We start from the raw sequence: 22,619 nt of genomic DNA on the forward strand, positions 1-22,619 counted from the left end.
GACATGGTGCGTGGTGAGCTGGAGCAGCGTGTGATGGTGCTGTTGTGGCAGGCCGGCGAGCCCCTGTCCGTCGTCGACGTGCAGGGGCTGCTGGCGCGTGACCGGGACCTGGCCTACACCACCGTCATGACAGTGCTGGACCGCCTGGCTAAGAAAGGCCTTGCCAAACGGGAAATGAAGCGCCGGGCCTGGCATTACGAGCCTGCTGACCCGCAGGCCGTGGTGCTGGCGCGCGACATGGCGGGCCTGCTGAGTGACGTCCCCGCCGAGGTGCGCCGGGAGGCGCTGAGGCTGCTGGATGAGACCCTGCTCCGGGAAGCCACGGAATCTGAAGCCCACTGAGGTCCAATCGGCCAAGCCGGCTAGCCAGATATGCCGCGGGAAAGGATCCGTCCAGATTATTGGGACAAAAGTCATCCCCGCGTCTCATAAAATTCCTCGCAATCGTTGTTAACTTTTGTTAAGAACTACAATCTGTAGTAGATGAATACGACAATTCGTAGTAGCGCTTCCCCATTTTCCGGGAATATTCCCGGACGCCGGCCGGGCAGAGAGAACCGCTCCCGCAGGAGGCTGCCGGGAGCGGTCAGCTGGTCTCGTGACTGGTCTCTGGTCAGGCGTCGCGTGAGTTCGACGAGATGCCCGGCTTGCCGTCGTGGACGATCTTGCCCGGATTCAGGTTGCGGCCCGGGTCGACGCCCTCGAACAGCGTCCGCTGGATGAACACGCCGGCGGGGGAGATGTCCTGGTCCATCCAGGGGGAGTGCTCCTCGCCGACGCCGTGGTGGTGTGACACCGTGCCGTGGCAGTCGATGAACGACTGCTGGATCGCGCGTTTGACGCTGTCATAGGTGTCCATGGCGCCGTCGGAGGCGTCGGCGATGGCGAACGTGAAGTACTGGCAGGCGCCCGAGTGGTAGGAGTGCGATAGGTGACAGAACACCACGCCCCTGACGCCCCGCTCATCGAAGACCTGCTGCGCGGCGGCGACGGTCTTGCTGTGGATCTCGGCCGCGTAGCGCCACGGGGTGGAGGTCTCGGAGACGTCGCAGATCATGCCGTGGTCCAGCATGAAGTCGCGGATGTAGGGGGTGTCGTACTTCTTCTGGTCGTAGAGGCTGCCGGGCCCCTTGCCGACGCCCAGCCCACCGTTGGCCCGCACGATCTTGCCGACCAGGCCCTTCTCGTAGGTGACATGGTTGTGCGATCCCTCGAAGCCGACGAAGGCCATCGCGATCTTCTCAAGATCCCAGCCCTTGGCCAGCATCACCTTCTCGATGCCCTTGCTGAGCAGCGACGACAGCTTCGAGGACTGCTTGCCGTTGGCCATGATGTACTTCGTCTCGATGGCGTCCGAGACCCGCGCCATCATGACGGCGGCGTCGGAGGAGACGATCTGCTCGCAGGCCTTCAGGCCGTTCTCGTAGGTGGGGAAGAAGTAGGCCTGGATCTCCCGCACCTCCGGGATGCGGTGCACGTTCACCCACGCCGACGTGATGATTCCCAGCCGGCCCTCCGAGCCCAGCACCATCTCCCGGACACTCGGCCCGGACGACGTCGACGGCAGGGGACGCAGCGACAGGATCTGGCCGGGCATCACCATGCGCAGGCCCCGGCAGATGTCGGCGATGTCGCCGTACTTGTCGGACTGCATCCCCGAGCTGCGGGTTGCGATCCAGCCGCCGAGCGTCGACCACACGAACGAGTCGGGGTGGTGGCCCATCGTCCAGCCGCGGGCCTGGAGCTGCGCCTCCATGTCGGGCCCGAACACCCCCGCCTGGATGTGCGCCAGGGAGGAATGCTCATCGATGGCGATGACCTGGTTCATCCGTCCCAGGTTCACCGACACCACCTGCCGCTGCTCACCGGGCTCGGCCTCCAGCGCCGCGACGATGTTGGAGCCGCCGCCGAACGGGATCACGACGGCGTCGGCCGCGACCACGGCGTCGACGATCCGCGCCACCTCGTCCTCGGTGGCGGGGTAGACCACCACGTCGGGCAGTCTGCCGAAGTCGCCGGCGCGCACCCGCATCAGGTCACGCACACCCTTGCCGAAGCCATGCGTGACGCGGGTCTCGTCGTCGGCCTGCACGTAGGTGGCGCCGGAGATCGCGACCAGGGAGTCACGCAGCGCCGCCTCCAGCCGCGATGGCGGGATCTCCAGGTCCGACAGCCTGGGCAGAGGTCTCACGGGCTCGTTGATGTCGACGCCGACCAGGTTCTTCACGAAGGGCGCGAACTTCGGCTTGTCGTCGTGGTGGTACGACTTGCCCTCTTCACCCCAGCCCCACCATTTGTGCTGCTTGACGCCTTCGATCATTGCTCCTCCTGCTGATCGGCGTGGGCCTTGGCCTCCTCGGCCAAGGTAGTGATCTCGGTCTTAGTCGCCTTCTCAAGGGCGACAGTACGGGCATATTCGTCGAGGGTTTTGGCCCCGTAGGCGCGGGCCGTGGTGTCGTGGAGCTCCAGTATCCGGCGTCTCATCCGCTCGTTGAACTCGTGGGCGATCTCGCCAGGCAGCGGCAGCATCGGACGGCCGATGACGACGTGCACCACCGGACGGCCCTTGGGAAGGTGCTTCTGGGTGCTCGGCCAGGCGGCGTGGGCGCCGATCAGCGCGATCGGGATGGCAGGCACCTTCCGGGTGATGCACAGCGCCGCCACGCCCGGCCTGAACGGGCCCATCGCGCCGGTGCGGGACCGCGACCCCTCGGGGTAGATCAGCAGCGGCACCCCGGCGTCCAGGAGCGCGGCGGACATGCCCCGGACGTTGCGCTTCTTCGGCCCCTCGGTTTCCTTCCCCTTGCTCCGGTCGATGGGATAGCCGTTGAAGAACAACGACATCGGCCCGGCCTTCCACCATTTGTCATAGAAGTAGTCGAGTGCCGCGCCAGCCGCCAGATACTTCGAGATCCGGTTCGGCAGTGCCCCGTAGATCAGGGGGGTATCCAGGTGGGAGGAGTGGTTCGCGAAGACCACGCACGGCGCCTCCAGGCCTTCGAGGTTCGCCTTGCCGTGGACGTGGACACGTAGCAATCGCCACATCGTCGGCTTCAGCAGCAGCATCTGGGCCGCCTGGCGGGTCAATGCGTTCAGTTTGGAGGCGTGCTTACCCGGTTTCGGGACCTTCGCCATGTCTCAGCGCTTCCTTCTGCTAGCGGATAGCTTGTGGGAGAACCAGCGGATGAAGCTGCGGGGCCCGTGGTCTGCGACGAACAGCGCGATCTTCCACTTCAGCGTCGGCACCGATTCGATGCGGCCCCGCGCGACGTCGGCCAGGCACTGCCTGACCAGGACGTCCGCATCGATCCACACGACCGGGGGCAGGTTGGTGGCCTTAATTCCGGCGCGCTGGTGGAACTCGGTGCGCACCCAGCCGGGCAGCAGTGTCGTCACCTGGACCCCCGTGCCCTTCAGCTCCAGGGCCAGCCCGGTGGACCAGGTGCGGGTCCAGGCCTTGATGGCGGAGTAGTTGCCCGTGAAGATCGCCCCCGACGTGGAGGCGACGTTGATGATCCGGCCCCGGCCACGCGCCTTCATGGCCCGGCCCGCAGCCCCGCCGAGGATCAGCATCGCCAGGCACATCACGTCCAGGGCCCGTTCATGGCTCTCGATCAGGGAGGCGTCGAGCAGCGACGCGTGCAGCCCGAATCCTGCGTTGTTGATCAGGACATCGACCGGATCGGCATCCGCCTCCAGGCGCGCCGCGACCTGCAGCACCTCGTCACGGACGGAAAGGTCGGCGGGCAGCACATCCACCGCGACGCCATGCACCTGGGACAGCTCGGCGGCGGTGGCCTCCAGGCGTTCCCGGTCCCGGGCGACGAGCACCAAGTCGTTTCCACGGGAGGCCAGCTCCTTGGCGAAGGCGTTGCCGATGCCGGCGGTCGCTCCCGTGATCAATGCTCGTGCCATGGGGGCAACGCTATCCCCCCTTGCCAAGTGGTGGAAAGTACACCACCGGCGTCGTCGGGATCCAACAAAACCGGGGGATCGGGCTTGTGGCTTTCCCTGCCAGAGAGCCACTTCGTGCGCTGAAATGTCTCAAACGGGTCTGTCCGGTAAAACGGTGTGTGGGGTCCGGTGGTTTTCATTAGTGAGTGGTTCTTTTGAACCGTCTGGTGAAGGTGATCGCGAACGTGTTCAGCGCGGACTTCGCACCTCGCTACCCAGCGTGTCCGTCCTCCGCCGGTGGGGTCAAGGGACCGGGTAGCCAAGTAGAGGCATTTGAGCGCCGCTTGCTCGTTCGGGAAGTGCCCGCGCGCACTCACGGCCCTGCGGTAACGGACGTTGATCGGCACAGGTCGCGTTGGTGGTGCAGATCACCCGGCGGATCACGGGCGTCGTATTCCAGGAACGGCACGATACTGCGCCCAACTATTGCGCCAGAGCTGGATGATCGCCGGATATCGGTTCCCCACTCGGCCGCGAACTCGGCGAAACGGTCCTTCGTCGCGGCCTCGGACGGGGCCGTGTAGACCGGTTTGAGCGAGCGAACGATCGCATCCCGATGCTGCCGGCCGGCGTAACGGAAGCTGTTGCGGATCAGGATGGGCGATGCACTGCTGCACGACCGTCTTCTCCCAGGTGGTGCTGATCACCTCCAGCAGCCCTTTCATCCCGTCGCAGACAGCGACGAACACATCCTCGACACCGCGGTTCTTCAGCTCGGCGAACACCTCCCGGCCAGAACCTGGCACCCTCAGCACCATCGCCGGCGCAGATCCCTGTGGATGTCACGTTCCCCGTTCACGGTGACGCCCATCACGACATAAACGGGGTGTTGCGCACCTGCCCATCCCGGACCTTCACGTGCGAATCGCGCCGAGCGAAGATCACCGGATAGACCGGATCCAGTGGGCGGGATGCCCACTCGGCGAGCTCCCCGGTGATCCGGCTGATGCTCTCCCTTGCAAGACCTTGACCCCATGGACCTCGTCGACGTGCGCCGCGATCTCCCCGGTCGTCAGGCCCCGCGCGGTCAAACACAGCACGATCTGATCGACACCGTCCAGCCGCCGCTTGCGCTTGGGCACGATCGCCGGTTCGAACGATCCGTCACGGTCCCGCGGGACCTCGATCTCGACCGGACCGATCTGGGTCAACACGGTCTTCGCCCGGGTCCCATTGCGCATGTTCTCGCCCAACGGGGTCCCGCCGTGCTCGTGGCCCAGGTGCTCGGTCAGTTCCGCGTCCAGCGCGGTCTCGAGCACGTTTCTTGGTGAGCTGGCTGAGCAGGCCACCCGGGCCGGTCAGGCTCACGCCCTGTTCTCTCGCCTGCGCGAGCAACCGCTGCGCGAGCTCCTTCTGATCGACGATCTCCCCGCTCACGGGATCAATGATCTCGTCTCCCAACAATCCAGTCGTGTCAGCCACGGCCATCTCCTTTCGGATCAAGCCGGACCCCACACACCGTTATTCAGACAGTCCCGGCTAGGCTAGAGGTATCCCTGTGGGTCACAGCCCCTCTGATGTAGGCCGAGAAGCGCTGGAAGGTTGTATCCCTGGTATTGGGGTCCGCGGGCTTCTAGCTCGTCGACCGTCTTTCCTGCCCCAGGGCCGGCCATTTTGATGACACCAGTCATCGCCCGCTACTGCTCAGTCGGGGCTATCGCTAATCCAGCAGGCCTTTTGTTGAATTCGAAAACTTTTGCCTCGCGGCGCGGGAAACTCAGAATGGGTGATTGCTTAGGTATGCGTATGTTTATGGAAATAATGCGTAGCTCGTTATATCTACCTATCTGAGGAGCCGGATCTTGGGTAAAATAAAAACGTCAGTTGTGAATCCGTGAGATGCGTGAGGGCGAGTGTGAGGCGATGATGGTTCGTTTCAAAATGGTCGCGGCGATATTTATGTGGGTTCTTGCGATTATTTGCCTAATACTTGCCGTTGTTAATTTTTCTCAGCGACCCATTGAGACCTTTGCTGGATGCTCACTGCTTGGTGTGGGTATTGTTGCATTAATTGGGGGGTGGCTTATCAGTCGTCCAGTGCATCCTAGAAGCAGATTGAGGTAATTGCGTGAATCCGGTGCGTTTTAAGAGTGGGCTCAATGTGGACGTGTTGAACACGTCTCATTTATTCATGCTCTCGGATAATGACCAGATACTCATCGATAATCGGGCAGCTGCCCAAGTTGCGCAGGTCATCGACGGACACCGGGATACAGCCGACGTTGTAGCCGCAGCTGCTCAGAGCGTAGAGCCTGCTATAGCTTTTGCTGCTCTGCGTTCCATGCTTGAAAAAGGTTATCTCAAAAAAGATGTGCTTGTCGGAGGGGCTTTCGGTTCTTATCTGGAGGGCCGAGGATTGGATCCATCTCGCACGATCGATGGGCTGGCATCTTGTCAAGTGCGGTTGCTGCCGTTGATTCTTCAGCGTCCTCGCGATGAGGTCCAACAGGCTTTGAATGCGATTACTTCGTACCTGCGGGATCAAGACATTGCTGTCGAGTGTCTGGATGAGGAAGCTGACATTGCAACTGTGGATCCAGCATGTTCGTTGGTCGTCGTAGCGGAGGACTATATTCATCCTCGGCTTGAAGAACTCAATAGGCAACTTCAGCACCGAGGTTCACCATGGTTGCTCGTCAAGCCTTGGGGGCAATCAATATGGCTTGGCCCGGCTATTTTTCCGGGAAGATCTGCGTGCTGGGCATGTCTCCAGGACAGACTCGTGGCGAATCGCCATGCTGAGCGGTTTCTTGCTGAAAGACTTCATCGGTTGCCTTCCATCAAGGCGTCAGGGCTCATGCTCGGCGCATGGCAGATAATTGATCAAGCAATTTTAACTCATCTTATTGCCTTAGTCAATGGTGATGATTCTCCCTTCATGAATGTGTTGCGATGCATGGACCTGAGTACTATGGCAGTCACAGACCATACGGTGATCCCACAGCCGCAGTGTGCAGTGTGTGGAACGCTGAAGTATCGGATGACCGCTGATATTAGAATCTCTCCCACGAACGCTTTGGAGGGTAAGGATGGTGGTTATCGGATATGTACCCCGGAGCAGACCGTTGAACGCCTGACCAAGCACATCAGTCCGATTGTGGGCGCTGTTTCGAAACTTGAGAGTCTCGGAGCAGATGCTGACGGTATTACTTTCTCTTTTGCTGCTGGCCACAACTATGCAACCAGCACTGACAGTCTTCGTTGGTTGGCGGAGAATATGCGGGGTCAGTCGGGAGGCAAGGGACGGACTCGTCAGCAGGCCCGAGCGAGTGCAGTGTGTGAGGCTATAGAACGCTTTTCCGGCGTATGGGATCCGACGGTTCCGTCGGTTCATTCTGCTTGGCGTGATCTAGATGCGCGTGCAGTCCACCCTCGTGACACATTGTTGTTCAGTGACAAACAGTATGATAATCGATCCGCGACCAAGGGAACGGATAATAAATTTCACCGGGTTCCCATGAGATTGGATGAGACTATTCCGATCGATTTCACCCCAGCTTGGTCTCTTACCAAGGGTGAGCAAATATTTGTCCCTGCGGGACTGGCCTGGTATGGATCTCCTGACCTCAAGACTCACCCCTACGCATATACTGACTCCAATGGTGCGGCAGCTGGTAATACGCTGGAGGAGGCGATTCTTCAAGGGTTATGCGAATTGTGTGAACGAGACGCAGTAGGGATATGGTGGTTTAATCGTGTGCAACGTCCAGGTGTTGATCTTGACTCCTTTGGCGATCCATATGTGGATAGCCTCAGAGAATTCTATGCGAAGAAGGGCAGGAACCTGTGGGTTGTGAGTTTGCAGAACGATCTTGAGATGCCTGTTTTTGCAGCCATGTCGAGGCGCGACCATGAAGCCCAGGATATCATGATTGGATTTGGTGCCCATCCTGATCCCAGTGTCGCGCTCTTCCGGGCGCTTACTGAGCTGAACCAGTTCCTCCCCTTCGTGTCAGAAAGGGATGCAAATGGTGAGACCATTTACCGGGCGAATGACGAGGCGACGATAGAATGGTGTAAGAACGCCACTATTGATTCTGAGCCCTGGCTTCTGCCAAACCCCAGTCATTCACTGATTAGGCTGAGTGATCTTCCTGCTCCGGATACTTATCGTATTGACAAACTGGTGATGAAACAGGTCGATATCCTTAAACGGGTTGGAATTGAAACAATCGTTATGAACCAATCGCGGCCTGAGATTGAGCTGTTTGTAACTAAGGTGTTTGCCCCAGGGCTTCGGCATTTCTGGCGTCGTTCGGCTCCGGGGCGCTTGTATGAAGTGCCGGTGAAATTGGGGTGGATAGATCGCCCACTCGCGGAAGAAGATATCAACCCGCGAAGTGTTTTCTTCTAAAGGAGACATCCATGCAAAAATTGCTAGTTGCTGAAGGTGTTGTATTTAGCTGCGATGGCGACACCTTGGTGGTTATCAATGAGGGTAACGAGGGTAGTAATGAGCATCGGATTCCATTGGGAAAAGAAGCTGCCCGTCGTGTCACACGATTGGTCGAACGGCCGTGCACAGTCGATGAACTTGTTGATGGGTTGTTGACTTCTCCTGACGGCATGCGACAGCTTGCCTTCCTCGCGGCAGGCGTTCGTGATCTGACTTCATCTGGTCTCATCAATCAGGTTGTGGAGATTGACGGGGCAGTGGCGGCCCGGTTGGTGAAGAAAGGGCGTCTTCCCTGGCGTCAGGATGATGTTCCTTCCGATGCGGTTGTGGCTCGTCACGTTGTTGCGACCTCTACGCAGGGGTGGGTGACGCTTGACAGCGGGTTGGCCTGTGGTCTTGTGAAAGTGGTCCCCTCTATTGCAGGTCTGGTATTGGCTGGGGAACAAATGGAGATTGGTGAAAAGCTGCGGCCACTGCGCGAGTTGCTGTGGCGTGCTGGCCTACTGACATCGCCGCTCATAGAGAAGAGCCTGGACCATTCGATGTGGAACCCAGTGGATCTTCTCATGATGGAGCGAGCCAGTGACTCTGCCGCGGATTTCCGGTATGGCGGTACTTACCGATATCTCGATGTGTACTCACCCCCGCCTCTGGTCGATCCAATCAGAGCAGATGAAATCATCAAGCTTCCGGAACCTGATCCAAATCGGTGGTTTCGCCATGATGAGCCATTCGGATTGATCACAGAACGGCGGCGTTCAACATTCATCTTCCAACGGGATTCAGTCCCAACACTGAACCAGTTGACAAATGTCCTACACCGGTCGGCGCGTATTCAGCAGCGGCTCACAGACGATAAAGGCATGGAGCTTTCGCGCAGACCGGTTGCGGGCGGAGGGGCTCTCCATGAGCTCGATCTCTATATCTTGGTAGATCATGTGAAGGGGCTTGCCCAAGGGCTTTGGCGATATAATCCAGCAGACAATGTCTTGGAAAAAGTCCATTGTCTCAAAGACTCCTCTGAGCTTACGGATGAAGTCATGCGTGCTACATGGAGTCGCGTCAGACCGCCAGCGACCATCGTTATGGTGGCGCGATTCGGACGGGTCATGTGGAAATACGAAGGTGTCGGCGCAGCCCTCGTCCTCAAAGATACTGGGGTTCTCATGCACGCTCTGCAACTTGCTGCAGTCGCAGAGGGCCTGGGGGCCTGCCCGCTGGGTAGTAATTTTGCATACACATTCGAGCAGATCACAGGGCTCGGTTTCCCCTCACATGGCCCTGTCGGGCAGCTGATATTAGGACTCGCAAAGGAGGAAGAATAGTTATGCTGTACCGATTCAAAGCCCTCGGTAAGCGGCGAGATCCTGACCAACTTGATACTCCCCTCACTCTGGCAAGCCCAAACGGTTGGATTGTGACACTAGTGATTGGGTTCTGCATGCTCGCTTTGATTGGGTGGGGGATTCTTGGGCGTATTCCTCAACAGGTCACCGCTTCAGGTCGGTTGCAGTATCCAGGCGGCTTAGTAACGGTGCAGTCAGATTCCAATGGGATTGTGAGCGGATTGGCGGACCTCGGTACGGTAATAACGCAGGGCGGTGTAATTGCTTCTCTTCATCAAGAATCAGGCGCCAGCGATACACAGATCGTCGGGGTGACTGGTGGGCGAATCGTGCAGCATCTAGTAGAACTGGGGACCGCGGTGACCACTGGAACCCCCATTGCAGTTGTCGAACCTGGAGCTACTGAGAATGCAATCCTGGAAGCGATAGTAGAGGTTCCAGCCGCGCAGGTCGAGGCGATTCAGCCTGGTCAAGATGTGAAGCTGACGGTGTCGGGGGTGGCAGCTACGAAATACGGACTGCTCCGCGGGCAAGTGCAGTCTCTTGCTCCCTTCCCCATGAACGCTGATGGTGCGCAGGTGGGCCCTACTCTGGTAGTAATCAGTTTGGAGCGTGCGGACACGGTGACTGGATATGCTTGGACGTCGCTTGAAGGACCAGATCGCCAGATCGAGTCGCAAACGCCGGTCGTCGCAGAGATCGATACTGACGATATCTCCCCAGTGAGTCTGTTGGGAAAGTGAATATAGATGAAAGCTTCCAGACGTCGTCCGGTACGCACCCCCTCGCTCATTCAGATGGAGACGGTAGAATGTGGTGCGGCTAGCCTCGGCATTCTTCTTCGTTCCCGTGGGCGTGTGGAGCCGCTCGAACGGCTTAGGATTGCCTGCAATGTTACGCGTGATGGTGCGAACGCTGCTGCCATCGTAACCGCAGCTGAATCCTACGGCCTCGTTGGCGGAGGAAAGGTCATGGATATCGAGGACCTGAGTGCAATTGATCATCCTGTGATCATTCACTGGGCTTTTCAGCATTTCATGGTTCTTGAGGGATTCCGGAGAACTCGCCGGGGGATTGTCGTTCATGTCAATGACCCAGCGAATGGTCACCGTGTGATGCCGCTAGATGAATTCGATGGCGGATTTACTGGTGTGGTCTTGGATCTCACGCCAGGTCCTAATTTTTCCAAAGGAGGAAAAGAGGTATCAATATTTACCGCTGTTGTGCGGCGTCTGCATGGCGCAGGAAGCGCGCTGACATTGACACTTATTGCCACTATGCTGGTGGCAGTTCCCGGAGTACTTGAACCCATAATTCAGCGCTGGTTCGTGAACGAATTTGGTGTCGAGCTGATTCCAGTCTTTTTCCCTGTTGTCTTGTTGATTCTATGCGCGGCAACTATAGGGGTGCTGACGGCGATTCAGCGTGAGCACCTCAAGCGTGTTGAGATTCATTTGGGAACGAGCAGCGCGACTCACTTCATGAAAGAGTTGTTGCGGCGCCCAGTGGTTTTCTTCCAACAGCGGCATTCAGCCGATCTCTCTGGGCGAGTCAATACCAATTTTCGGGTCAGCTCATCTATCACAAATAATGTCGTCATGACATTGGCCAGTACGACGCTCATTGTCGTCTATGGAGTCGCTCTCATCATACTCGATCCCTTACTCGCCGCCCTCGTTATGCTCGTATCGGCTTTCAATGTGATCGCTTTACGTAAGGTTCTCCGCGAACAGCGCGATGCTGCCAGTTCACTTCAGGCCAAGGATGCTGGTCTAGCAACTTCTACCATGCAAACTTTATCGACCATCGCATCGATCAAGGGGAACGGGATCGAGCAGATGGCTTTCGCCAAGTGGAGTGGTTATTGTGCTAAGGCGATCTCAGAAGGGCAGCGTCTTGGCCGAGGCCAGTCGCTGATCACCGTTTTGCCTGCTGCGCTGGCGGGCATGAATACTGCTCTGGTACTGGTCGTCGGCGGGCTCCGGGTAGCGAGTGGCATGTCCGGTGCAGGCCTGCTCGTTGCTTTCCAAGCTTTGCTCGCCTCCTTCACTCAACCCCTCGTTCAGCTGGTCACCCAGGCGAGCCAACTGCAGACCACTCAGGCGGACTTGGCCCGGTTGGAGGATGTTCTCAACTATGAGGGCATCCCTGCGGAGAACCAGACCCATACTTTCGCAGAGGTTCTCACAGGCAGGATGGATTTTGACCATGTGTCGTTCTCATTCGATGGTGAGACGAAATTCCTCTCTGACCTCAGTTTCTCTGTGAGACCGGGAATGTGCGTTGCGCTCGTCGGGGCATCAGGCTCTGGGAAGTCGACGGTGGGGCAGCTTGCGGCAGGGCTGCTGCAGCCGACATCCGGCCGGATTCTGCTGGATGGGCGTCCTCGTGACGATCACTCTCGGCAATCCATCTGCGCGGCTGTTTCCTATGTCGATCAGAATGTGAGTTTGTTTGAGGGCACCGTGAAAGACAATGTTACCTTGTGGGATGAAACCATCCCTGAACGGTCCGTAATCCAAGCCCTCGAAGACTCCGAAATTCTTACTGAGGTGATCCAAAGGGCCGGAGGTCTCAACGCATTCGTCGCGCAGGACGGCCGAAATTTCTCCGGTGGGCAGTGTCAACGTATCGAGCTAGCACGTGCGTTGGCGAACGAGCCTGCACTGTTGATCCTAGACGAGGCTACGAGTGCTACCGATACAGTGACCGAGCGAAGAATTATTGCCAATCTCCGTCGCCGGGGATGCGCAATGCTGGTGATCGCTCATCGTCTGTCTACAGTTCGTGATGCCGATCTCATCCTTGTATTTGACGATGGCAGACTTGTTGAGCAGGGAACCCATGAAGCCCTAGTCGCCCGTAATGGTACCTATGCCGGTCTCCGGTCCGGTAAATCCGACAAAACAAAGGTCGCATGATGACCGTAGATGACAGAAATATTCTACCCACAACGGTTTTTGTTAAAAATGCTCCCCGGAGGGCATTCATACCAGAGCAGGTGGATTGGGGTTCGGCGGGATCGTTTTATCCACTGGATGATCCATCGTGGGGAATTGAGGTTGCCGAGGGAGATGCAGACATTTTCGCGGTTACCGAGAATGGGTGGTATCCGCTTGGGTCGCTGTCGCCAGGCGCTGTTATTATCGGGTGTATTCCGATTCCAGGGTGGAAGCTCGGTGTGAAAAAATCAGCCGATGTTTCTTTACGGCCCTTTGAGATTAATGAGGAACAGAGAGCGCTGAAGCAGAGTGCTCTGCGGCGTGCTTCATTCTTGAAGGGGCTTGATATTACTTTGGCTGCGCTCAGCGTGGATGCCGTCGTCGCGCGAGCCTTGCCGCCTCGTGACTTTGATGTTTTGTCACCGGGTGAAGTTGATGTGCATCGGGAAGACATAATGCGGCCCATCAATTCCTGGGTCTGGATCGAGCATTCACCGGTTCTAGATGTGCACTGCCCAGTCACGGAAATAACGAATGGGGAAGGGGGCGGACCGCCTTTGTCTTGGTTTGGCATTGGTAAGCATGATTGGGTCCGCGCCACTGGATCGGCCACCGTTCGTGTTGCCACAACGGGAGAACTCTTTGATCGCGGATTGCTTGGCAGAGCCTGGGCGGAGCATTGTATTGCCCTTCTGCAGGCTTGTGCGCGGGGAGTGGCGCTTAGGCGGGAGGAGCAACGCGATCGTATTGATGCCGCTGCGCATCGGGAGAAAGAACAGCTGGAAGAGACGGGCCGTGCCAATCGCAGACTTTCCAGTGGAGGCGGGCATGAGCGTGAGCTGAGTGATTTGCTGGGACCATGGGGTACCGCCATCGCACGAGCCCTCTGGTCTGGCGGTAGACAGCAGCGGCTAGTGCCTCCAGCAGGCATCGTGCCGTCGCTGCGCACTGCTAAGTCCTTTGATGACCTCAGCGCGATCGGATGGGTACGATTGCGCCCACTTAAACTCGCAGATGGTTGGTGGCATACGCCTCACGCCACGCCTTTTGTCACGCGTTACGGACCCGAGAAAGTACCGTGCACGATTACTTTCAAGGGTAAGAGACCCTGGATTCAGCTATGGGAAGACGTCGAAGAACGTCCACTAGAGCGGGAGGACTTGGCAGCTCTTGATGCTGAAGCCAGAATCGCGGAGGCGCCTCTTCCGGCGCGAGTCACCACCTTGCGGGGACTCTTCAGATTTGCCTTGGCTGGTTCGGGGAAAGATGCGGCTAGCCTTGCGTTTTATGCAGCCCTTGTGATGGTACTCAGCGTAATAACCCCTGTTCTCTCAGGACTCGTGGTAGGGCGGCTGGTGCAGTTCGGTGAGAATTCTGTGATCCTGCAGATCGGGGCTGTCATGCTTCTGATTGTGCTTCTCACGGCTGGTTTGCAGACCATTCAGAATCATCTTGCTTTACGGATCAAAGGGCGGATGGCTCAGCGTTTGGGTTCGGGCATATGGGCGAAGCTCCTTGCACTTCCTTTGTCTTTTTTTGAGAGTCGATCGCCGTGGAGGCTCGGAACGGTGATCTTCAATATCCGGCAGGCTCAGGAAACAATCTCGGGCGCGGTGGTAACCGCGGTCATGGGGCTGATGATTGCGGTTGCTGATTTTTTTGTCTTGGCCGCTATGTCTCCTGCGATGGCTGCATTCGTGGGGGTAGCTCTACTCGCGGTTACAGTTATGCTTGCTCGTTTGATGTTTCAAGATATTGCTGCCCAACGTTCCTATCTGTTAGCACAGCAGGAGGTCAGCGGGTTGACCCTCAGTGTTCTGTCGAACATGTCCAAGCTTCGTGCCGCGGGCGGCGAACATCGTGTCCTGTCACGATGGGGGAGGCTTCAGCGCGAGGCATTGCGTCATCAGATGATGAGCCGCCGGGTAGAGACTTGGATTATGGTAATGGCGTCGGTTCTCATGCCTGTGGTCATTGCCATGGTCATCGCTGCTGGTAGTGCCACGGTTGAGGATAGGACGCGCGTTGTTACAGCGATCCTAGCAAGTCAGCTGCTTATTACCAACTTCATCCAGTTCATTTATGTTCTTCAAATGTTGGCGCCGGTTGTTCCTACGTTCGAGTTCCTCCGTCCGATTCTCAATGCTGACCCCGAGTCCGGTGAAGGCAGGGCACAGCCAGGGGAGCTGTCTGGTGAGATCCGTCTGCATGAGGTCAGTTTCCGTTATGGAGGAAATGGACCGTTGATTTTGGATCGAGTGAGCATTGCCATCCGTCGCGGGGAGTTCGTTGCCATCGTTGGTCCATCAGGTTCCGGGAAATCTACTTTGCTCAGAATGCTGATCGGATTCGACAGGCCGGATAGTGGTTCGGTCACCTATGATGGGCAAGACCTTGCGGAGCTCGACGTAGCGGCCGTAAGACGTCAGTGCGGAATCGTCTTGCAAAGCAATGGAACTGTTTCCGGATCGATCCGGGACAACATCGCTGGTTCTGGCTCATATGGCGAATCTGAGGTTTGGGAAGCCGCGGAGATGGCTGGCATGGCTGACGACATTCAGGCTATGCCTATGAAACTTAGCACCAACGTCGCTGATGGCTCAGCAGGTCTGTCAGGCGGCCAACGACAGCGTCTGATGATCGCGCGTGCGCTGATTTCGAGACCTCGGATCGTAATTTTTGACGAGGCAACCAGTGCATTGGACAACCTGACTCAGGCCAGAGTGACGGAGAGCATGCACAGGCTCAACGCCACACGAATCGTTGTGGCCCATCGGTTGTCAACGGTCCGGGACGCAGATCGAATCATAGTGATCGACCATGGCCATGTCGTTGAGTCTGGAACGTATGAAGAACTCCTGGAACTCAATGGGACTTTTGCTAACTTGGCTAAGACTCAGCAGGCGGAAAGAGATGTGGAGCCGCATGCGTAGCGGAATCCTACGCATGCGTGGCATCATCGGATAGCCTTGTGGTTCCGTGCAGGATGGTCCATCATTGATAAATGAGAGTTCTGGTTTCCAAGAACTAGTGGATTCAGGAGGATGCTCATGGGGAGATTTGAGACAGAACGTCAGAATTTCATCCGAGCATATACGCGCTTGCTCGTTTCGAGTTGGTCTGATGATCTCTACTTGCAAAGGCTTCTTGCCTCTCCGCGTGATGTCTTAGCTGAGGCAGGTCTTGAAATTCCGGCTTCAGTTGTCATTCGAGTCGAGAGACAGGCTGCCCCAGTTCCAGTCTCAAGCTCCTCGGAAGAAGCACTTAATGTTCAAGTGAATCTGTGGTTTATGGCTGAAGAGAGGGGCGAGCTGGTGCTCTATGTGCCTGATGCCCCAACAGTTACTACAGAGGACTTAGATCAGAGTGATCTTGCCGGCGTTTCGGGTGGCGAGGCTGCATGGTGCTGTTGTTGTCCATGTAGTACTTGTGCGTGAGTCCATAGTTCTTGGGGTGGATTCTTGATGTGAAGTGCGTCTCAGTGGAGAAGTAGTTTCGTTCAATTAAGGAGGAAGAATGTCAAAGAAGCAGGGACTTGAAGAGTTCACGGATGCCTACACTAAGTTGTTGGTTGCGGTGTGGACTGATGAGAAGGTTGCTGATCGTCTGAAGTCTGATCCTCATTCTGTGGCTGCTGATGCAGGTCTGGTTATTCCGCAGGATGTTGAAATCACTGTTACTCAGCCTACTGGTGAGCCGGCTGAGGATCCGAAGGCTGCGCTGAAGGCGTACTACGATGAGTTCCAGCAGGGACTGGCGGACAAGGCTGTTGTGCTTGCTGTTCAGGCTGCCCCCAAGCTCGACACGCAGAACCTGAATTCTGATGAGCTCGCTAGCGTTGCCGGCGGCCGTGTTTACTGCTCCAGCATCGTTTGCTGCTGCTGCTGAAAACACTGAATGGGTGGGCGGAGAAACCACCCGCTCCGCTCATCCATCTGATCGTGATCGGAAAAATCGAAAGAAAGATGTGCGATTTGGGTTTCATTTTTTGTCAATAAGTCGTGAAAGAAATGCAGAGCGACGACACTTATTGATGTTCTAGCTGGAATTCAGGCGCGTCTTAGTGGGGAAGTAGTTTCGTTCAATTAAGGAGGAAGAATGTCAAAGAAGCAGGGACTTGAAGAGTTCACGGATGCCTACACTAAGTTGTTGGTTGCGGTGTGGACTGATGAGAAGGTTGCTGATCGTCTGAAGTCTGATCCTCATTCTGTGGCTGCTGATGCAGGTCTGGTTATTCCGCAGGATGTTGAAATCACTGTTACTCAGCCTACTGGTGAGCCGGCTGAGGATCCGAAGGCTGCGCTGAAGGCGTACTACGATGAGTTCCAGCAGGGACTGGCAGACAAGGCTGTTGTGCTTGCTGTTCAGGCTGCCCCCAAGCTCGACACGCAGAACCTGAATTCTGATGAGCTCGCTAGCGTTGCCGGCGGCCGTGTTTACTGCTCCAGCATCGTTTGCTGCTGCTGCTGAAAACACTGAATGGGTGGGCGGAGAAACTCTCGCCCACCCATTCCAGTGTTTATTGATAGCGGGGTAACTAGAGCATTTCTGCTGCATGGAGCGCTAGTGATGTATGAAAGTTTTTGCTGTATGGTGTGAGGAACCCTCTGTATAATTTTGGCTGAGTATGTATATTTTCCTGAGTGAGTTTGTGCTGCGCCACTCAAATAATTAGTATGTTTTTGCTGCTGGGGTGGAATCAAGCCATGAAGCTTATTCAGAACTTTTGGCCATCCTTGCTGGTTGGGAGTTTTGGTTGACTGGGTGGTGGCTTTGAATAGGTTTCCATGAAATAGAGTTTTTATGAAAGTGTATTTTTGGGGTGGATTCTTGTGGGCGAGGCCCCTTCAAGAACCTCCGCGATGAATGCGTTCTCTAAACTCTCTACCGAAATTTAGAAGTCGGTATAATACAGACTTTTTGCCTCACATGTTAGAATAGATTCAGGTTTTTTACCACTGTCCACGAAACACCGGGCACTCCATGGCCTTCAGTTTTTCTTGATTGGATCTGGTTTGATGATTGTCCTAGACGTAGGGCATTGAATTAGCTTTGTTCGCCTTCAATCCTTGTCAGTCCGCTCCAAGGTAGTAGAACCCTGGTCCGATTCCGGATGGTTAGTTTTGACAATCCTGATCAAATCAGCACGATTGGAGATGCCAAGGCGGCGATAGATATTCCGCAAATGAGTATCCACTGTGCGTTTGCTCAAATACAGCGCACTGGCAGCTTGCGCGTTGGTGCATCCTGAGGCTATTTGTTCGGCGACTCGCTGTTCGCTGATGCTAAGTTTCTGTAGTCTATCGTCATCGTTTAGGCCGGTATCGCTGTGGCCGATGCATGAATCTGACGTATTATTTATAGAACTCCAGGTCTCCTCTGCTGCATAGATGTCATTTTGCAGACACTTTGCTATAGCTTCCTCGTGGCAAGCAACGAATATGGTTTGTAGTCGTTGCCTCCAATCTAAAATAAACGGATTGGTGAGTTTGGCTGAGGCTAAGATTCGACCAGTGGTGAAGTGTTTGTCGATGGCTTTTTGGACATTCCCTTTTCGATGATTCATGTTTGCAGAACAGTAAGTGGCGAATGCGCGGAGAATGGGGTGGATATCCTTAGTGAAGACCGGAATCAATCCCGAGGTGTCGTAACCTTTGTTGAGGTATTGCATGGCTAATTTGCAGAATTGATAAAGAGTGGGAGCATGCGTTAGTGCAGAATTTTTAGCCACGCGTGAAAGTAGTTCATTGGTTAGTGTAATGTTCCGGCGATGGAAAGCGACTAGCGATTGAACAATTAATACCCAAGTGTAGTCCATATCGCGGGGGTTGGCGAGCGCTCGTGCCCTCCAGCACCATATGGCAGCCTCATCTGTCATATTATTCATACATGTGGCCAGTCCAGCGAGACAACATGCTATGAGTGGCAGTCCTTCTGAGGATAACCCTTGCTGGGTGGCTAAATCGTGTAGATAGACGCTTGCAGAGCGTCGGGTGAAAGCGCGCAGACTGGCTATGCCTGCGCGGATAATTGAGGCTGATGGAAGATCACTGTGAGATATAGCTACAATACGTCGAAGTATATGCCAGCGGCGTGCAGGTGCACTACATGCGGTCGCTGGCGAAGATATGATCCATGAGAGCACTGCTTTAACTATTCGCGGATCATCTGGATCAAGTGTTTCGATAACCCTCTCGGCCAGGTGTGCCGATAGAGCCGGATATTCCAGTACTGCTAGAGGAGAAAAAACCTCGTAAGCTGTATCGGGCATAGTATTGGCGGTATCGAGTGCCTTTAGCGCCACTCCAAATGCATTCAAATCAGTGTCAGAGCATATGACGGCGATCCGGGCGGCCGCTTTTTCCACTGACCCGTCTTTGATAAATTGTGGCAGTGCTCGCATGATGCGTTTCTTTCCTTTGGTGTCAGCGGCATCGACTGCCTGTCGCAATAGGTCCGAAATTTCCAGCGTCAAGCAAGAGCTGGTATCTCCAGTAAATAGCTCGAGTAGCCCGAGATGGTTTACATCATCTGTCAGGCCACTGCCGAGTAGGGGTATGAGAACCTGTCTAGCGGCTTCAAATGCTTCGGTATCAATATGTGCTCGTAGCCGCTGCCACAAGGTAACCCTCAGTTCTGGGGGTACTGACTCCGATGAGATAGCCAAGACCATGCGTTGAGCGAAGTGAGTGTTCTGACTTGTGCTTCCCAGGCTTTGACGAACTTTGATGGTGGTCGTCGGGTCTCCTTGCAACGCGAGATATGAGAGGAAAATTGCCTGGTCATGGCTCTGAACGAACTCGGTACACACAACGTGTGTGATTGTGTCAACCAAAGAGTCAATAACCGTTGTTGTGGTAACTGTTTCGCCTTCCCTGGCATGGCATAGTGCTGTCAGGAACAGATGAACCAATGCGGGATGGCAGTCACATATGATTTCGATCATCGACCGGTAGGCATCTAACGTGTGTCCGGTCTGCGCCTGCAATGCGCGCCAGATCTCTTCGGAAGGCACCACGTGATGCATCAGTAGATGCGGCTTCAAATGGCTAAGGCACGCTACAAGATTGAACTCATCCTCGGGATTTTCTGTGATGACTACCACCTGCATACCTAGCTGTACTAGGTCATCGACATTAGACGCCAGGCTAGGCTTTGTGCGGAACATCCCATGATCGTAGATGCAAACAGCTGTGACTCCCAGCTTGACAATGTGGGAGGCCCACGAGTCGGCAGCGGAAGCTGTTATTTTCTCAAACCGGCCGTCGTGGTCGCAGATGACGGTAATCTCGCGCCTTTCGGAGTTGCCTATCAGGCAGGCTCGCTGTCCTGGATCAGGGGCGATCTCCATAGCAATTTCAGGCCAGTCCGGCATCTTCTGCGTGGCCGAAGCTGGAGCGATGCTTACCGCACCATCTTGATGGGTGTGTTTTTGAGGCGCGTCGCTTCCAACGATGGGTTGGTTCTCGGCATCATCAGATGTCGCCGAGTTAATACTGGTCTCCGATTTAGTTGAATTTTTAGCCATGCTGCACTCACTTCCTAAGTCACCGAGACGCGCCGGATGTGCGGCCATCCGAGTAATGATATTAGACCCAACTTGGGTCATTTGACTTCGATGCGACCTTGCTGGTTTAGAGCTGATCTGCTACTTCGTGTAGTCCATGATGCCTTGTCAAAGCATATTACAAGCAGCCGTGAGCATTTCTTGCAGCTTTGAAGTTGTCGAACATTTGACTAACTGGTCTTAAATCGCGCAGTGGTTTTTCCTAGATGTTAACTTAAGGGAACTAACTTATGGGTAACGGGAGTCTGGCCCTGTTGCTTCGATGCTTGGGTTGCCGTGCTGATAATTGAATTCCAGTATAAGTTCATGGATTCCGTGGTCGAGCATTGAATGCCTAGAGGGTTATTCAGGGGTGGCCTGCGGCGAGATGAAATTTCTTTTCAAGCTAAATTCTTCAAGGCGATGAATGGAGTGCTATGGGTTTTGTGGACACTGTTGAAAAATGGGATTTTTAGGCTGCTTGCTGGTTTTGACACCTATTCTTGGTGGACGTGGTTGGGGGTGCGGTATCCTAACGCCGAGTGGAGTCGCTTTGTGATTGCAGCAGTTACTCGATCCAGGCTGTCACATCCTTTATAGCATGTTTCCGTGTTGGGTAGATCTTCCGGTTCACTGAGGCTTATTCATAGACTGTAGGCGAAGATGAGTCCTGTGACGGCTTGTATTGTGGTTTCGAAGGTGTTGTAGGGGCGGCGGTAATCGGTGTGTAGAACACGCCAGGTTTTGACGTTCGCGATGACACGTTCGATGAGGTAGCGGACGCGGTTGATGGTCGTGTTGTTTCTTTTGTCGCTGTCGGTGAGTTCACCATGGGCGGGTTTCTTCGCGGGGGTGATCATCCCCAATCCGATGTAGCCTTTGTCTCCAATATGACTTTGACTGTCGAGGGCTGCGAGGAAGCCGGATTCCTTGATGGCCTTTGCATCATGCACACTACCCGGCAGGGGCGGGGAGATCCAGGCGAGCTGTCCGGCCAGGGTGCAGGCCACTTGCAGGTTCACCCCCGTCGTGTGGTGCTTGCCTGAGTACAGCTCGGGACGGTCGTGCCACGACCAGCAGGACACCAGAGTACCGTCGATGATGTACTGACGGTCCGGGTCGAGGTCCCCCACACTGGGCACCCAGTTCTGGAGGGCTTCGGCGATCAGGGGAGTGTAGACCGCCACCACTCGTGAGATGGTGGCTTGGGAGACTGTGTGGATGTCGGCCAGCAACTCCTGGGTGAGATTGTGCCGCAATATCAACACAGTGACCTGGATACAGCGGAACAAGCCCAGGACACGGGACCCTGCCGGGGGAAGGTTTCCGGAACGGGATGTGTGGATCAGTTCGCACAGGTTGAGGATCTGGTCACGGTCAAGGCTTGTGGTAGTATTCACGGCGGCGGCTTGTCTTTCATCTGAGGGTTTTCTTTCTGCATTTTGAATTATCTCAGATCGGGCAAGCCGCCCTCACATCCCCCTCGGGTAAAGTGTTAGCTGGGGAAAGCCAAAACACCCCTATGAATAAGCCTCACTACCTCCTTCTTGCAGGAGGGTGTTGAATGATTCTGCTGCGGCATTGTCGTAACACGATCCGGTTCCACCCAATCGAGGCCCGGATACCATATGCATCCATGACGTCCGCGCAATTCAGCCGAGACGTAAGCGTGAACCACGCACCGGAGTCAAAGACAGCCTCACCCACGATAGGGGGTTGATCTCTGACTGTCATGTTGTAAAGGCCTCGACCAACACATCGGGTGCGCATGCACCTCTGCGATCACCGTAGCCAATGAGGCTTATTCATGGGGGTGCTGAAAACAGCGAAACCCCTTGTCAGAAACCAGTTGCTAGCAGCTGTGAATAAGCTTCAATGATCTTCAGATGACGGGTCTATTACAGTCACCAGGCAGACGAACCCTTTCCACATCTAAGGATGAAGATTGATGTCGCCCACCCCGTTTCTGCTCTGGTTTGTTGGCGGTGACAGTCCTGCTTTGGCCAGATCCGGGCGGTGGTGAAGACCCCTGGGCTGGGATGGTGGTACGGGCCCGCTTCGTGGGGCCGGGTAGGCCAACTAGGCCAGACGTGGTGCATGGAGTTGGCGCACCAGATCTGGGCTTGCGTGGACCCCCTCGTTCGGCCAGGGCTGCGTGGATACGTCGACACACCTGTAGGTTTGCTCAGACTCGGTGGAAGAAGATCTGTGATCACACTAGTGAGTTCCCCCTGGCGTTTCTGTGTCTCGGATAAGCCCTGGCTCCGCCACCTCGTGGTAGCCAGAACGAGACACTCTGGCCCAACGGCACATCACATACACCAGATAGCCGCCTCCATCCGTGGAGGGATATAAACACATTCTTCGCTGCTACCCAGGGTTTCCTGCACGCATGAAGGCCACCACCTTCACCCCCGACCCCCCTGTCGTCGCTT

15 protein-coding genes and 1 pseudogene are annotated in these 22,619 nt (G+C 55.9%); 8 read left to right on the forward strand and 8 right to left on the reverse strand.

What is annotated here, in order from left to right; translation table 11 throughout:
* The first annotated feature begins 3 nt into the window (after positions 1-3).
* The gene (locus SK1NUM_RS01930) at positions 4-342 is read left to right on the forward strand and encodes a BlaI/MecI/CopY family transcriptional regulator (protein WP_212324650.1); all 339 of its coding nucleotides are present in this window, start codon (positions 4-6) and stop codon (positions 340-342) included.
* Positions 343-613: 271 nt separating this feature from the next.
* Here SK1NUM_RS01930 and SK1NUM_RS01935 read toward each other — a convergent pair whose 3' ends face one another.
* The 6 genes and pseudogenes from SK1NUM_RS01935 to SK1NUM_RS01960 all read right to left on the reverse strand — a co-directional run bounded on the left by SK1NUM_RS01935 (position 614) and on the right by SK1NUM_RS01960 (position 5,213).
* Positions 614-2,320, reverse strand: a complete 1,707-nt coding sequence (locus tag SK1NUM_RS01935; protein WP_212324652.1) for an FAD-binding oxidoreductase — start codon at positions 2,318-2,320, stop codon at positions 614-616.
* On the reverse strand, positions 2,317-3,135 hold the full coding sequence (locus SK1NUM_RS01940) for a lysophospholipid acyltransferase family protein (RefSeq protein ID WP_212324654.1): 819 nt from the start codon (positions 3,133-3,135) through the stop codon (positions 2,317-2,319). The genes SK1NUM_RS01935 and SK1NUM_RS01940 overlap by 4 nt, the downstream gene beginning before the upstream one ends.
* A gap of 3 nt (positions 3,136-3,138) precedes the next feature.
* A complete protein-coding gene (locus tag SK1NUM_RS01945; protein WP_212324655.1) occupies positions 3,139-3,915 on the reverse strand; it encodes an SDR family NAD(P)-dependent oxidoreductase in 777 nt (258 codons plus the stop codon).
* 352 nt (positions 3,916-4,267) lie between these two features.
* Positions 4,268-4,546 (reverse strand): transposase, encoded by a 279-nt coding sequence (locus tag SK1NUM_RS15395; protein ID WP_223927913.1) that lies wholly within the window; start codon positions 4,544-4,546, stop codon positions 4,268-4,270.
* Positions 4,428-4,712 (reverse strand): annotated as a pseudogene (locus SK1NUM_RS01955) (transposase); the annotation flags it as partial. The pseudogene SK1NUM_RS01955 and the gene SK1NUM_RS15395, both read right to left, overlap by 119 nt.
* Positions 4,713-4,835: 123 nt before the next feature.
* Positions 4,836-5,213, reverse strand: coding sequence for a transposase (locus tag SK1NUM_RS01960; protein WP_244980183.1), 378 nt, complete (start codon positions 5,211-5,213; stop codon positions 4,836-4,838).
* Positions 5,214-6,022: 809 nt separating this feature from the next.
* Between SK1NUM_RS01960 and SK1NUM_RS01965 the strand changes: the two genes are divergently transcribed.
* From SK1NUM_RS01965 to SK1NUM_RS01995, 7 genes are all read left to right on the forward strand, one after another.
* Positions 6,023-8,308: a TOMM precursor leader peptide-binding protein gene (locus tag SK1NUM_RS01965; RefSeq protein WP_212324664.1), complete on the forward strand. Its 2,286-nt coding sequence runs from the start codon at positions 6,023-6,025 to the stop codon at positions 8,306-8,308.
* Between the two features lie 11 nt (positions 8,309-8,319).
* Positions 8,320-9,675 carry a SagB family peptide dehydrogenase gene (locus tag SK1NUM_RS01970; protein ID WP_212324672.1) on the forward strand — a complete coding sequence of 452 codons (1,356 nt, stop codon included), beginning with the start codon at positions 8,320-8,322 and terminating at the stop codon, positions 9,673-9,675.
* A 2-nt stretch (positions 9,676-9,677) separates the two neighbouring features.
* Positions 9,678-10,439: an HlyD family efflux transporter periplasmic adaptor subunit gene (locus tag SK1NUM_RS01975; protein ID WP_212324674.1), complete on the forward strand. Its 762-nt coding sequence runs from the start codon at positions 9,678-9,680 to the stop codon at positions 10,437-10,439.
* A gap of 54 nt (positions 10,440-10,493) precedes the next feature.
* The gene (locus SK1NUM_RS01980; RefSeq protein ID WP_223927915.1) at positions 10,494-12,617 is read left to right on the forward strand and encodes an ATP-binding cassette domain-containing protein; all 2,124 of its coding nucleotides are present in this window, start codon (positions 10,494-10,496) and stop codon (positions 12,615-12,617) included.
* Positions 12,614-15,571, forward strand: coding sequence for an ATP-binding cassette domain-containing protein (locus SK1NUM_RS01985; RefSeq protein ID WP_212324678.1), 2,958 nt, complete (start codon positions 12,614-12,616; stop codon positions 15,569-15,571). The genes SK1NUM_RS01980 and SK1NUM_RS01985 overlap by 4 nt, the downstream gene beginning before the upstream one ends.
* A gap of 583 nt (positions 15,572-16,154) precedes the next feature.
* Positions 16,155-16,526 carry a hypothetical protein gene (locus tag SK1NUM_RS01990; protein WP_212324680.1) on the forward strand — a complete coding sequence of 124 codons (372 nt, stop codon included), beginning with the start codon at positions 16,155-16,157 and terminating at the stop codon, positions 16,524-16,526.
* Positions 16,527-16,736: 210 nt separating this feature from the next.
* Positions 16,737-17,108 carry a hypothetical protein gene (locus SK1NUM_RS01995; RefSeq protein WP_212324680.1) on the forward strand — a complete coding sequence of 124 codons (372 nt, stop codon included), beginning with the start codon at positions 16,737-16,739 and terminating at the stop codon, positions 17,106-17,108.
* 592 nt (positions 17,109-17,700) lie between these two features.
* On the opposite strand, the gene SK1NUM_RS02000 is transcribed toward SK1NUM_RS01995, so the two are convergent.
* Positions 17,701-20,166 (reverse strand): helix-turn-helix domain-containing protein, encoded by a 2,466-nt coding sequence (locus tag SK1NUM_RS02000; RefSeq protein ID WP_212324682.1) that lies wholly within the window; start codon positions 20,164-20,166, stop codon positions 17,701-17,703.
* 662 nt (positions 20,167-20,828) lie between these two features.
* Positions 20,829-21,584 carry a transposase family protein gene (locus tag SK1NUM_RS02005; protein ID WP_212321357.1) on the reverse strand — a complete coding sequence of 252 codons (756 nt, stop codon included), beginning with the start codon at positions 21,582-21,584 and terminating at the stop codon, positions 20,829-20,831.
* Positions 21,585-22,619: the final 1,035 nt, after the last annotated feature.

This window comes from Arachnia rubra, from assembly GCF_019973735.1.
GTDB classification, from domain to species: domain Bacteria; phylum Actinomycetota; class Actinomycetes; order Propionibacteriales; family Propionibacteriaceae; genus Arachnia; species Arachnia rubra.